General features: G+C 52.2%; 11 protein-coding genes. 9 read left to right on the plus strand and 2 right to left on the minus strand.

Features of this window, described 5'->3' with window-relative positions:
- Positions 1–8 precede the first annotated feature (8 nt).
- Positions 9–512, plus strand: coding sequence for a ComEA family DNA-binding protein (locus AC5JMP_RS18795; RefSeq protein WP_495853014.1), 504 nt, complete (start codon positions 9–11; stop codon positions 510–512).
- Here AC5JMP_RS18795 and lepB read toward each other — a convergent pair.
- The gene (gene lepB / locus AC5JMP_RS18800; protein WP_495853015.1) at positions 509–1,264 is read right to left on the minus strand and encodes a signal peptidase I; all 756 of its coding nucleotides are present in this window, start codon (positions 1,262–1,264) and stop codon (positions 509–511) included. The two genes, AC5JMP_RS18795 and lepB, sit on opposite strands and share 4 nt — an antisense overlap.
- A 63-nt stretch (positions 1,265–1,327) precedes the next feature.
- Here lepB and AC5JMP_RS18805 point away from each other — a divergent pair, with 63 nt between their 5' ends.
- The 6 genes from AC5JMP_RS18805 to AC5JMP_RS18830 all read left to right on the plus strand — a co-directional run bounded on the left by AC5JMP_RS18805 (position 1,328) and on the right by AC5JMP_RS18830 (position 7,774).
- Positions 1,328–1,555, plus strand: a complete 228-nt coding sequence (locus AC5JMP_RS18805; protein ID WP_495853110.1) for a DDE transposase family protein — start codon at positions 1,328–1,330, stop codon at positions 1,553–1,555.
- Between the two features lie 20 nt (positions 1,556–1,575).
- The gene (locus AC5JMP_RS18810) at positions 1,576–2,160 is read left to right on the plus strand and encodes a hypothetical protein (RefSeq protein ID WP_495853016.1); all 585 of its coding nucleotides are present in this window, start codon (positions 1,576–1,578) and stop codon (positions 2,158–2,160) included.
- Between the two features lie 161 nt (positions 2,161–2,321).
- Positions 2,322–4,799, plus strand: a complete 2,478-nt coding sequence (ptsP, locus tag AC5JMP_RS18815) for a phosphoenolpyruvate--protein phosphotransferase (protein ID WP_495853017.1) — start codon at positions 2,322–2,324, stop codon at positions 4,797–4,799.
- On the plus strand, positions 4,796–4,924 hold the full coding sequence (locus AC5JMP_RS18820; RefSeq protein ID WP_495853018.1) for a hypothetical protein: 129 nt from the start codon (positions 4,796–4,798) through the stop codon (positions 4,922–4,924). Before ptsP ends, AC5JMP_RS18820 begins: the two co-directional genes overlap by 4 nt.
- The gene (gene pfkB, locus AC5JMP_RS18825) at positions 4,921–5,859 is read left to right on the plus strand and encodes a 1-phosphofructokinase (protein ID WP_495853019.1); all 939 of its coding nucleotides are present in this window, start codon (positions 4,921–4,923) and stop codon (positions 5,857–5,859) included. Before AC5JMP_RS18820 ends, pfkB begins: the two co-directional genes overlap by 4 nt.
- 73 nt (positions 5,860–5,932) lie before the next feature.
- The gene (locus AC5JMP_RS18830) at positions 5,933–7,774 is read left to right on the plus strand and encodes a PTS fructose-like transporter subunit IIB (protein ID WP_495853020.1); all 1,842 of its coding nucleotides are present in this window, start codon (positions 5,933–5,935) and stop codon (positions 7,772–7,774) included.
- Between the two features lie 79 nt (positions 7,775–7,853).
- Here AC5JMP_RS18830 and AC5JMP_RS18835 read toward each other — a convergent pair whose 3' ends face one another.
- Complete coding sequence (locus AC5JMP_RS18835; protein WP_495853021.1) at positions 7,854–8,057, minus strand: hypothetical protein; 204 nt, start codon at positions 8,055–8,057, stop codon at positions 7,854–7,856.
- A gap of 322 nt (positions 8,058–8,379) precedes the next feature.
- Here AC5JMP_RS18835 and AC5JMP_RS18840 point away from each other — a divergent pair, with 322 nt between their 5' ends.
- Entirely contained in the window at positions 8,380–10,698 is a 2,319-nt protein-coding gene (locus AC5JMP_RS18840; RefSeq protein WP_495853022.1) for an NACHT domain-containing protein, read from the plus strand.
- Between the two features lie 337 nt (positions 10,699–11,035).
- Positions 11,036–12,916, plus strand: a complete 1,881-nt coding sequence (locus AC5JMP_RS18845; RefSeq protein WP_495853111.1) for an NAD(P)H-quinone oxidoreductase subunit F — start codon at positions 11,036–11,038, stop codon at positions 12,914–12,916.
- Positions 12,917–12,927 lie beyond the last annotated feature (11 nt).

Here is a 12,927-nt window from a genome sequence, read left to right on the forward strand (position 1 = left end):
GTTAAGGCATGAAGGGAAGTGTGCGATCGCAAATTTTGAATGACCCTTACTATCGGCTGCAATCGTTGGCTGAGGTGCGTTTGGCAGCTGAGTTGGGCGTACTCATAGATGTGAATAGAGCCTGCGTAGATGATTGGCTAAGGTTGCCCGGACTGTCGATTCATCAGGCGCGATCGCTGGCGGCTCTCAGCCAGTCGGGGGTGCAGTTTCATGCGATCGAGGATATTGCTGCCGCGCTGAGTTTGCCTGTTGCGAGGCTGCTGCCCCTGTCGCCCGTCCTCCAGTTTTGCTACTACGACTCGGAAAGCCCTGTTGAAGCACAGCCCATTAGTCCTAATCTCGCCTCAGCAGAGCTATTAATCCAGATTCCGGCAATAGATCTATTTTTGGCACGGGCGATCGTCCAAAATCGTCAGGCCTATGGAGCCTATCGCAGCCTTGCCGATCTCCAACGGCGGCTGGCGCTGCCCGGTCAGCTAACGGCTGATTTAATGCACTATTTGAGGTTTTAAGAGATGGGCTGAGATTCGGAGGGGTAGGGTGATTCAGGTTGATCGGGTGCAAATTTCACCCGTCCGATTCGATCGATTGGAAAGAATCGAAACACGGCGCGGCCAATCACGTTCTCTTGAGGCAAAAATCCCCACACGTGGGAGTCATTGCTGTTGTTGCGGTTGTCGCCCATGACGAAGAGCTGGTTGGGCGGCACCTGCACTGGCTCCATTTCGTAGTCGGGTGGCTCAGCTGTGTAGGGTTCGGTGAGGGGCTGGCTATTGAGATAGACCTCGCCCTGCTTTACCTGCACAATATCGCCCGGAGTACCAATTACTCGTTTGATAAAGGCTTTATCGGGCGCATAGCCATAGATCTGGAGCTGTTGCGGCGGCTCAAAGACCACGATATCTCCCAAAGTAGGCGGATGAAAGCGATAGCTGATTTTTTCGATGACCAGGCGATCGCCAATCAGTAAAGTCGGCACCATCGAATCGGAAGGAATGAAGCGCGGTTCGGCAATGAACAGGCGAATGATAACGGCAAGGGCGAGGGCGATCGCCACAATTTGCAGGTTTTCCTTCTGAGATTTCTGGAGACGAAAGCTCGGCTTGTCTAGATCGGGTTTGCTGGCATTGGGTTTACTGGAATTTGGTTTGCTGAGATCTGGTTTACCTAGATCCAGGTAAGCGGAGCTAGTATCAGAAGATTCGCCTTGGGGCTTCAAGATTTGCTTTTCGGGATTGCCAGCGTTTTGCTGTTCAGAACTCATAGAGAAGCCTGGGCGAAAGAGTAAAGTAGAGAGGCAAGTGAATTCACTCGACATGGAGCAATGATGATGACATCAGCAACCTGGTACGTCGTTAAGCAACCTGACGGTCACTGTGAAGTTATGCAAGATGAGATTATACCAAACGCAGGAATGTCCGATGATGCCAGCGCACCGGACGGTAATGCTGAAGGGCAGCCGAGAGCCGATCGCTGGGGCCCTTTCGAGTCTCAGGCAGAGGCGATCGCTCGTCGGGTTGGGCTAATTCGCGCTGGGAAATGTCAACCGCTCTAGCCGAATATTGAGGTAGTCCTATGGAGCATACCTTTCTCCTGTCAGATCCCAAATTAGACTGTTTACGTGCAGTTCTCGGTCGTCATGCTCTACATATGTTCACGCCGACCATACATGTTTCTGAGCATTCTACTCGTGCTCGTGATTTCTCAATTGCACTCAGTTCAGGTTTTTGCGTAGTAGAGAGCGATTGGGGCGACACTAAGAAAGAAGCCATCGACTACCACGTTATGCATGTGTCGCTTGCAGATCATCCTAAAAATGTGCCGATGATTGAAGAGCTGCTTGGAAAAGACGGAAAGGGTCAGCTCGTCTATCGTAGAGGTATGCCTTCTTGCAGTTCTGTACATGTCGGTGGGGCATATGCAACTTCCACTCACCTTGCCGAGGTTGTAAAGATTGAAGTCTTGGAATATCAGAAAAGAGGCATTGAAGATCACGTTCGCTATGACCACAGTATTCTCGTGACTTTTGATAATGCTCGACAGTTTATATTCTCACCACCGCAATCTATGTCTATTCTCGGAGGATTAGAGTTCACAGGTGACGCAGCGACGATTGAAGCGTTGATACCAAAGTTAACAATTCGATGCACTTTAGAGTAGTTCACACGAGAACTCAAGTTTTTCGATATGTAACAGTTTTGGTATACAGAGTGTAACTCTCTCGTTAGAGTGACCAAGACAAGATTGTATCCGTGGTAGCATTTTCATCTGAATGAAACTGGCGTTTAACATCCTCTTCAAGTCGCCAGCTTAAAGATAATATGCTCGATTTAAATACAAATAATGTTTTGCTTCAGGCAGCGATCGCCAATAAAGCTGAGGCGATTCGACAGGTCGGGGCATTGCTGGTGAAAAACGGCAATATGCGATCGCGATATGTCGATAGCATGATGGCTCGTGAAAAAGTCGCCAATACCTATTTAGGTAACGGTATTGCGATTCCTCACGGATTGCCCAAAGACCGAGACTTGATTGTGCAGACTGGAATTGCCGTGGTGCAGATTCCTGAAGGCGTGGAATGGAACACCGGAGAAGTGGTTCATCTGGTAGTGGGTATTGCCGCCAAATCCGATGAGCACCTGGAAGTCTTGGCTAATCTCACCCACATTTTGGATGATGAAGCCACGATCGCTTTTCTCTCTAAAACCACCAATCCCCAAGACATTATCCAGCGCCTAACGCAGGGAGCCGCTAGCTCTGGTGAAGAAAACAAGTTTGGTGAAGACAGCAAGCAGGAAAAAACGGGGCTAGATTTCACCCAAGGTGTAGAGGTGAAGATCGCAGGTAAAGCAGGGCTACATGCCCGTCCGGCAACGGTGCTAGCCAGTCTGGCGAAGCAATTTGAGTCAGAGATTCAAGTGCGCTACGGCAACCAGACAGCCAATGCCAAAAGCCTGCTGTCCCTGCTAAAGCTGGGGGTAGAAGGGGGCCGATCGGTTCTCTTAATGGCTCAGGGTGCTGATGCGGATGCGGCACTAGAGGCTTTGCAAAAGGCGATTGTAGCGGGGCTGGACGATGAGCCTGAAGAGAAGATATCCATTCCTTCGGAGCATTCCCTTCGCTTCGATTCTCCCGCCATTTTTGGAATTTCGGCATCTCCCGGACTGGCGATCGGCACTCTGTTTCAGCTCAAGCGCGGCAAGATCTCCTTCGATGCGACGGCAAAAGATCCGGTGGCAGAAGAGCTGAAGCTGCATCAGGCGATCGAGATGGCAAAAGCACAGCTCCAAGAGCTTTATAACGATGTGAAGGAGCGATCGAGCGCTGGGAAAGCCGCCATCTTTCTAGCGCATCAAGAATTTCTAGATGATCCGGATTTAATGGCAGCCACGATCGCCGATCTCCAGCCCAATCGCAGCGCGGCTTGGGCATGGCAACAGGCTTTTGAGCAGCGGGCGCACTCGTTAGAAAAGCTCTCCGATGCCTTGATCGCGGGACGAGCAACCGATCTGCGGGATGTAGGGCGACGGGTGCTGCGGCTGTTGGCAGACAAGGTGGAGGATGAGCCGAGCTTGCCCGATCGCCCCGCTATTTTGATTGCTGAAGATCTGACTCCTTCTGATACAGCAGGACTCAATCCTAGTCTTACCCTTGGCTTCTGTACTGCCTATGGCGGCCCCACTTCCCATAGCGCCATCATCGCCCGATCGCTAGGCATTCCGGCGATCGTGGGGGCTGGAGAGACAGTGCTAAACCTGGCAGACGGCATTCCCTGCATTCTGGATGGGGAAAGCGGTGCGCTATATCCGCAGCCCGACCAGGCGGATTTGGATAAGGCAGCGATCGCTCAGCAAAATTTGCAGGAAATCCGGGCTGCCGAACAGCTCTCTTGCTATCAGCCTGCTTTAATGACGGATGGACACCGGGTGGAGGTGGTGGCAAATATCGGTGCGCCAGCAGAAGCAGAACAGGCGGTAAATGCCGGAGCCGAGGGCGTGGGGCTGCTCCGCACAGAGTTTTTGTTCCTTAACCGAGTCGAGCCGCCGTCAGAAGAAGAGCAGTTTGCGGCATACCGACAGATGACGCGCGCCCTCAACGGGCTGCCGCTGATTATTCGCACGCTTGATATCGGCGGTGACAAGGCAGTGCCCTACCTCAACCTACCAGCCGAAGAAAATCCCTTTCTAGGCGTGCGGGGCATTCGTCTTTGTCTACAGCGTCCCGACCTCTTTAGACCGCAGCTGCGAGCCATCTTTCGCGCCTCCCAATTGGGGACGATCGCGATCATGTTTCCCATGATTTCTACTCTAGAAGACCTGTGGACGGCTCGCCAAATTGCTGAAGAAGTGCGGCTGGAAATAGGCGCTGAACCTGTCCAGATTGGCATGATGGTTGAGGTGCCTTCTGCGGTCGTGATGGCGAACGAGTTTGCCAAGGAAGTCGATTTCTTTTCGATCGGCACCAATGATCTGACCCAGTATGTCTTAGCAATGGATCGGGGACATCCTACTCTGGCCAAACAGGCTGATGGCTTACATCCGGCTGTGCTGCGGATGATTCATCAGACGGTACAAGCTGCCGATACCGCAGGGAAGTGGGTCGGAGTCTGTGGCGGCATTGCCGGAGATCCAAAGGGAGCCGCAATTTTGGCGGGGCTAGGAGTCAAAGAACTCAGCGTCAGCATTCCTAGCGTTGCGGCAGTTAAAGCTAAGCTGCGGACGCTCTCTTGGTCGCAAACGCAGGAATTGGCCACCCGCGCCTTGAAGTGTCGCACGGCTCAGGAAGTTCGCGCCCTGTGATTTTTGACCTGCAACGAGCCTGTAACGAGCCTGTAACTTTTGAGCCAGTAGTCGATTGCCGCGATCGGTTCGGCGATCGTCCAGCCTGCCATACCTACCCTGAAGCCTTGCCACAACCGCCATGAAGCCCAGCATTGCTACCATTACCCTAAACCCAGCCGTTGATCAAACGGTTTCTATTCCTAACTTTCGAGCCGGAGAGGTGAACCGAGTCGAGTGGGAACAGTCTGATCCGGGCGGCAAGGGCGTTAATGTCGCCTCGTTTTTGGCGGACTTTGGCTGTTCTGTTTCAGTCTCTGGTTTTTTGGGAAAAGACAACGCCGAGCTATTTCAAACCTTTTTTGCGCAACAAGGCATCCAAAATCGGTTTGTCCCTGTGGCTGGTAAAACTCGCGTCAACATCAAAATTACCGATACTCTGCTCAACCAAGTTACGGATATTAATTTTCCGGGTCAGCCGCCGATCGCTGCCGATCTGGCAACCCTGCACCGGGTAATTGATGATTTGGCGATCGCCCACGACTGGTTTGTCCTTGCTGGGAGCCTTCCCCACGGGCTGTCCCCTGCCATCTATGGCGAGTTAGTCGCTCGGCTCAAAGCTCAGGGCAAAACCGTGGTTTTGGATGCCAGCGGCGAGAGTTTTCGTCAGGCAATTCCCTTTGCGCCCTATGCTATCAAGCCCAACGTGGAAGAATTGCAGGAGTTGTGCGGTCAGCGTTTAGAGACTGAGGCAGCGATCGTCCAAACGGCTCAAGACCTTCTGAGCAAAGGGATTGAATGCGTCGTGGTTTCTATGGGTGCCCAGGGAGCTATTTTTGCCGAAGCCAATGCGATCGTCGTTGCTCGCCCTCCCAAAATTGAGGTGGTTAGCACGGTGGGAGCGGGAGATGCCATGGTGTCTGGCTTGATCATGGGTAAATTGCGAGGATTTTCTCTCTCTGACTGTGCGCGACTTGCAACTGCTTTTTCCATGGGCGCACTCAGCCAGGTGGGACCTAGACTGCCCCCTCAAGAGGCGATCGAGTCCTTGATGCAGGAGGTGAGGGTGGAAACGCTGTAGAAAATTTTGGTAGAAAAGGTTTGGTTCTAGTTTGACAACTTTACGAAAGGCTTTTAGTTAACAATTAGATATTATGAAATCCATTCAAAAAATTGTGGCGGTGACAGCTTGCCCTACAGGCATTGCCCATACCTTCATGGCAGCTGAAGCGCTTAAAAAAACGGCTGAGATGATGGGCTATGACATCCAGGTGGAAACACAAGGTGCCAATGGTGTGAACTCGCCACTGACTGATGCAGCGATCGCTGCTGCCGATATTGTGATTACAGCTGCAGATATCCATGTGGATGCTTCGCGATTCATCAACAAACCCATTTATGCAACCTCTACGAGTCGCGCAATTCGAGAAACTCGGACGGTGATTGAAGAGGCGGTTCAACAGGGGCAGCAGAGGGGTAGGGATACTTATGTTACATCCAACGTGAAATCCTATGCAGTGGAAGGAGACAGAGGGGCGATTCCCGCAACCGTTCCCTCCGTTGTTGCCACGCCCCCAGCGGTCGAGCGCGCTCGGCTCGTGGGCATTACGGCCTGTCCTACAGGTATTGCCCATACCTTCATGGCGGCCGAAGCCCTGCGCAAGGCTGCCGTCGAAATGGGGCATGATATTCGGGTGGAAACTCAGGGTTCTGTCGGTGCAAAAAATTCGCTCACTCCTGAAGAAATTGCCCAAGCAGATGCTGTGGTGATTGCGGCAGATACTCACGTCGATCTCTCTCGCTTTGCCGGAAAAAGAGTCTATGAGACTTCCACCAAGCAGGCGTTAAAATCCGGACGATCGGTGATTGAAGCGGCTCTGGCTCTCCCTGCTGAAGCTTCTAGTCTGTCTGGCACTACAGAGGGTGACTATTTACAGTCAGTTCAACGGGCTAAGGCTGAGCAGTCGGCTAGGCGATCGGGTCCCTACAAGCATTTGCTGACTGGGGTTTCCTACATGCTGCCCGTGATCGTGGCAGGAGGCTTAATTATTGCTCTGTCTTTTGTCTTTGGCTTAAAACCAGAGCCGGGAAGCCTTGGCGATGCGCTGCTACAAATTGGGGGTAAGTCGGCCTTCGCGCTAATTGTGCCCGTCCTGTCGGGATTTATTGCGTTTTCCATTGCCGATCGCCCCGGCTTGGCTCCTGGTCTGATTGGCGGGATGCTGGCGGCAAACCTAGGCATGGGATTTTTGGGCGGCATTCTCTCAGGCTACCTTGCCGGATATATTGCCTTGTTTGTGCGAGAAAAACTGAATCTGCCTGCCAACTTTGAGGGGCTGAAACCGGTGCTAATTATTCCTCTACTCTCAACTCTGGCGGTAGGACTGCTGCTGTTTTATGTCTTCGGCACGCCCATCAAAGCCGTGATGGATGGTCTGACGGCTTTCTTGCAGAACATGGGGCAAACTAATGCGGTGCTGCTGGGCTTGGTGCTGGGGGGAATGATGGCGATCGATATGGGAGGCCCGGTGAACAAGGCGGCATACACCTTTGCAGTGGGGCTGCTGGCTAGCAACGTGGATCAGCCGATGGCGGCAGTGATGGCAGCCGGAATGACTCCGCCGCTGGGATTGGCATTGGCGACCCTAATTGCAAAGCGACAGTTTAACCAAGATGAGCTTCAGGCAGGTCGAGTGGCAGCGGTGCTGGGCATTTCCTTCATCACAGAAGGTGTAATTCCCTTTGCGGCAAAAGATCCGGTGAGAGTTCTCCCGGCCTGTATCTTGGGTTCTGCTATCACAGGTGGACTGTCGATGCTGTTTGGCTGTAGTCTCCGGGCACCCCATGGTGGCATCTTTGTGCTGGCGATTCCCAATGCTGTGAGCCAAGGCGGTTTGTATGTGGTAGCGATCGCGGTTGGTACGCTGGTAACGGCTGTGGCAGTCACTCAATTTAAGCGTTGGCAGCCCAAGTCTCAGGTTAGTTCACAGGTTTAATTTCTCTCGGAAACAAACAGAAAGAGGGATGCAGCGTTGCATCCCTCTTTCTGTTTTTAGAACCTTAACTTTTAGAGTCTTAATTGAGGTAGTCCAGATTTAAAACTTCGGTACGTTGAAGTCTCTTGCGGATCATAGAAGGTAGAGCGATCGGCCAGAAAACCGTTGCGACTGTCAAAACTATCCAGGAAGCGACGTGATCCTTAGGAGTGGTCGCGTCTTTCAGGAAAGCGTTGAGTAAGATGCCGAAGACTACCGTTGCGCCTGCAAAATAGAGTGTCATAACTGCTTTCCTTATTTCAGTTGGTTTCCTGATGTTTCTATGAAACCATCTGTTTTAGGAGAATACTATTGCTGGAAACACGGAATTGGAGGGGATACGCTCCGGTCTTTGAGGCAGTAACTCCGTGTTCCTATCAGGGAAGCTCCACCCATAGCATTACGTCATTGAGTCAGGACGAGTTATTTTTTGAGAGCTGTGCTCCGCGCAGCTCTCAAAAAATAACTCATTGGAGCTATGCGCATAGCGCCATACGATTAATTCGTCCTGTTGGCAAAGGCTACCGGGTGAAAGAAGAAAAAGCCCTTGTGGGTGCTCCGAATCAATGACGCAACCTTCCCCCAATCCGCAGACTTCATTTATTGAACAAATTAAAAAGCTGGTTCAGGACACTCTGCTGAGTTGGGGGTTGCCCGGAGCAGGGGTGGGCTTGACCGTGCATTTTGGCTTGCAGGGAAACTGGGGTGGGGCGATCGTCTCCCTGCTCGGCACCGCTATTCTCACCTTTCTGCTCAAGTTTTTCACCAAGCTTGATCCGCGTCTGGATGCTTTGGCAGAGTGGAGTGTCAGCCAGGTTGAGCAGTTTGCTCTATTGCTGTGGTGGAGCGTCACCGGACAATTTCAGGGCAAGTATTACCAGACGCTAATCTATCGACTGCGAGATTTCCGCGTTCAGGGATTAAAAACTAAAGGCTCTTTTTCCCTGGACTTGCAGAAGGTGTTTGTGCCATTGCGGGTGGCTCCTGAGAGTGCCGATCGCGTCCCTTCTGACCTCATCCAGACGCTCATTCAGGCTAGAGAAAATAACAAGCTGGGCATCTGGGATTTTTTGGCGGTCTTGCCACAGCAACCTAGCTTTCGACGCATGGTGATCTTGGGGCCTCCGGGTTCGGGCAAAAGCACGCTGCTAGAACATTTGGCGCTCAGCTATGCCCAAAATTCTCGCCAGCCTACACATCAGCGAGTCCCTCGACTGATCCCGATACTGCTGTATTTGCGGGACGTGCAGGAGGCGATCGCTACCGATTCACCGCCAACGCTGGCAGCCTTAATGGATCAACAGGAAAGCCTCCAAGAGCTGAGGCGATCGCCCCACTGGTTTGAGACGCGACTGAAGCAGGGCAGGTGTCTGGTGATGCTGGACGGACTAGACGAGGTTGCCGATCCGCACAGACGGCAGCAGGTGAGCCAGTGGTGCGATCGCCAGATTCAGCGCTACCCGACTACGCCGTTTATTCTCACGTCGCGTCCCTTTGGCTATCGATCGGCTCCACTGATGCAGGTCGGTATGTTGCTGGAGATCCTGCCGTTTGATTTGAAGCAAATGCAGCAGTTTATCCAAAACTGGTATTTGCAAAATGAGATCATGCGGGGGTTGGGCAGAGATGATCGGGGAGTGCGCCATCACGCCGAGCAGCAGTCGCGTGATCTGATTAAGCGGATTCAGTACAGTCCGGCGATCGCAGCTATGGCGCTGAACCCGCTGCTGCTCACCATGATTGCGACCGTTCACTGCTATCGGGGAGCGCTGCCTGGACGCAGAGTAGAGCTATATGCCGAAATTTGTGATGTGTTACTGGGACGGCGACAAGAGGCTAAGGGGTTGCCCGACAAACTTACTGCTCTTCAGAAGCGATCGGTGCTGCAAGTCTTGGCGCTGAATCGAATGCGGAAAGAGTCGAGTGACTTTACCTTGCTGCAAGGAAGTTTACTGATTCAAAAAAAGCTGGTGGCGGTGGCGGGAGACCGCGTTTCACCAGAGGAGTTTCTGAGGCAGGTCGAAAATATCAGCGGTCTGCTGTTGGAAAAAGAGTCAGGCAAATATGCCTTTGCCCACAAAAGCTTTCAGGAGTATCTGGCTTCAGCTCAGATAAAGGAAAGCCAACAAGAACTGCTGCTGGCTCGACATATTGACAATCCCTGGTGGGAGGAAACGACTCGCCTTTATGCTGCCCAAAGCGATGCTAGTTATCTGATCTGGACAGCGCTGCAAAAGGGCACAGTGGAGACTCTAACTCTGGCTTATGACTGCCTAGAGGAGAGCCTGAGCGTTGAGGATGGCAAAGTCCGTAAAGAGCTGGAAGAGAGACTAGAGCAAGGGTTGGAGGCGATCGATCCAGCCATTTTTAAACTAGCCGCAGAGGTAAAGCTCCAGCGCCGCCTCCATAAGTTGCTCCGCATTGACGATCGCACCGAAATTGACATGGGCTATGTGAGCTGTGCGGAGTATCAGCTTTTTGTAGACGAAAAGCGGCTCTCTGGTGAGAACTATCAGCCGCAGTATTGGACAGGCGATCGCTTCCCGCCCGGAACGGCAAATCAGGCGATCGTTGGTGTCCGAGCCAGCGATGCCAAGGCGTTTTGTGAGTGGCTAACTCAACATAGCAGCACTTTGGGCGAGACTTATCTAGAGGGCGAAGCTGCCGTCTTTATGGGAGAATTTCGCTTTCGATTGCCTACTCTTGATGAGGTTCAGCAGCATTCTGGCGCAGTCTCAATTAGCTGCTGGTGCTGGGATGGCGATCGCGTTGTGACTCACGGTATTAAATCGCGTGACCTATGGTACGACCAGAAACGTGACCCACAGCGCACAGATAAAATTCCTGCTTGGGATGGTATTCGGATCGTTCGCTACATCTGTTAAAGAATTTATTGTTTATTGAAAGCTGCTACCCTTATACCCATTTAAACTGGTTGTAAGGCAGATATTTTTTGCGAGTCACGCGGAGTGTGACTCACAAAAAATATCTGCCCCGTTTAGATTTTAAAGCGGTATCAGCGAACATTAGTTTTGCTTATATCTCTTGAAAAATCTGTTGATGGCAGCTGGATTCCCTTTGGGCGATCGTTGATGTACGATAAAGACTAATTTCAATGATTAAAGTTAAATACATAGATGAAAGTCTATTCTTTTTGATAGCTGAGTCTATTTCTCAAAGCACAGTTTTATCTGCACTTTTAGAGACACAAGGATGTCATCAATGCTCCAGTTTTTGGTTCAAACTGCATGGTTCATCCCCTGCTATCCGCTGGTGGGCATGGTGCTGTCGATCGCCTGGTTTCCGGCAATCACGCGGCGCACAGGCCCCCGTCCCGCAGGCTATATCAATGCCATTACTACTTTTTTGGCGCTGCTGCATGGGGTGTTGGCGTTGTTTCTTGCACTGCATCAGCCGCCACAGTACCTTTCGGTATCCTGGCTTCAGGTGGCTGGGCTAGATTTGAGTATTCCGGTAGAAATTTCGGCGCTGACGATCGGCGCAACGGTTCTAGTCAACGGGCTGAATTTTTTGGCGCAAATTTATGCGATCGGCTATCTAGAAATGGATTGGGCCTGGGCGCGGTTCTTTGCTATGTTGGCGCTATTTGAAGCGGGGATGTGTGCCCTTGTCCTGTCCAATTCGCTGTTTATTAGCTATATGATCCTGGAAATCCTGACGCTGGGAACCTATATGCTGATTGGCATGTGGTTTAACCAGTCCTTAGTGGTGACAGGTGCGCGTGATGCTTTTCTCACCAAGCGGGTGGGCGACTTGTTTCTGCTAATGGGGGTGCTGGCGATCTATCCGCTGACGGGCACCTGGGATTATAACCAGATGGCAATTTGGGCAGAAACGGCAAATATTGATCCCAAGCTTGCGGCGTTGGTGGGGCTGGGTTTGCTGGCAGGACCGATGGGCAAGTGCGCTCAGTTTCCGCTGCATCTGTGGCTAGATGAAGCGATGGAAGGTCCTTTGCCCAGCACGATTCTGCGGAATTCAGTAGTGGTGGCGACGGGGGCCTGGGTGCTGGTGAAGCTGGAGCCTGTGCTGTCGCTGTCGCCTGCGGTGATGAACACAACGATCGCCATTGGAGCCGTTACGGCGGTCGGCGGCACGCTAATCGCCATCGCCCAAATTGATGTGAAACGATCGCTCTCCTATCTGGTGAGTGCCTACATGGGTGTGGTGTTCATTGCAGTGGGCAGCCACCAAACCGAGGCAGCGCTGCTGCTGGTCTTGACCCACGGGATTGCGATGGCGGCGCTGGTGGCTAGCACCGGATCGATCGTGCTGAATACAGTCACCCAAGATTTGACGCAGTTAGGCGGGCTGTGGTCACGGCGACCGATCACCGGGCTGTCGTTTATTGCGGGAGCGATCGGATTAATCGCGCTACCGCCCTTTGGCACCTTTTGGGCAATGCTAAAGCTAGCGAATGAGCTGTGGGAAACGCACCCTTGGCTGGTGGGATTGCTGCTGGTGATCAATAGCTTGGCGGCTTTTAGCTTGACCCGCACCTTCGGACGGATGTTTGCAGGGAAACCTCACGCGATGGCGGTACGATCGCCTGAAAACATTTGGTCAGTAACCTTGCCGATGACGATCCTTGCCGGATTCTCGCTGCATGTGCCGATGATTTTGCAGAGCCTCAATTTGCTACCTGCTTGGGCAACCCTCAACAAAGATCTGGCTTTGCTGCTCACTTGGTCAAGTATTTTCGGTCTGAGTCTGGGTGGTTTAGTTTACGTTGGCAGCTATGTCGCTAAGCCTGTGCAGCTTCCCTGGAAGCCACTGCAAAACCTCCTGGCTTATGACTTCTATACGCCTACCCTCTATCGCTCTAGTGTGGTTGGCAGTGTGGATATTGTGTCTCGACTAACGGACTGGATCGATCGCTATATTGTGGATGGCTTAGTCAACTTCGTGGGTGTCTCTTCGCTGTTTGGAGGGGAGGCGTTGAAGTACGGCAATTCTGGTCAGAGTCAATCCTATGTGCTGACGATCGTTTTTGGGTTATTTATTGCTGCATTCCTCGTAAGCTGGTCATTTTTATCTCAGCTGCAAATTGCTCAAGTTGTTTCTCTGGTTGCAGGTAGCTAATCCTTCATTCC

The sequence above is a fragment of the Drouetiella sp. genome, assembly GCF_059504425.1.

Coding starts and splice junctions, on each gene's coding strand:
- AC5JMP_RS18795 (WP_495853014.1), top strand. CDS start 9: ATGAAGGGAAGTGTGCGATCGCAAATTTTGAATGACCCTTACTATCGG.
- lepB (WP_495853015.1), bottom strand. CDS start 1,264: ATGAGTTCTGAACAGCAAAACGCTGGCAATCCCGAAAAGCAAATCTTG.
- AC5JMP_RS18805 (WP_495853110.1), top strand. CDS start 1,328: ATGATGACATCAGCAACCTGGTACGTCGTTAAGCAACCTGACGGTCAC.
- AC5JMP_RS18810 (WP_495853016.1), top strand. CDS start 1,576: ATGGAGCATACCTTTCTCCTGTCAGATCCCAAATTAGACTGTTTACGT.
- ptsP (WP_495853017.1), top strand. CDS start 2,322: ATGCTCGATTTAAATACAAATAATGTTTTGCTTCAGGCAGCGATCGCC.
- pfkB (WP_495853019.1), top strand. CDS start 4,921: ATGAAGCCCAGCATTGCTACCATTACCCTAAACCCAGCCGTTGATCAA.
- AC5JMP_RS18830 (WP_495853020.1), top strand. CDS start 5,933: ATGAAATCCATTCAAAAAATTGTGGCGGTGACAGCTTGCCCTACAGGC.
- AC5JMP_RS18835 (WP_495853021.1), bottom strand. CDS start 8,057: ATGACACTCTATTTTGCAGGCGCAACGGTAGTCTTCGGCATCTTACTC.
- AC5JMP_RS18840 (WP_495853022.1), top strand. CDS start 8,380: ATGACGCAACCTTCCCCCAATCCGCAGACTTCATTTATTGAACAAATT.
- AC5JMP_RS18845 (WP_495853111.1), top strand. CDS start 11,036: ATGCTCCAGTTTTTGGTTCAAACTGCATGGTTCATCCCCTGCTATCCG.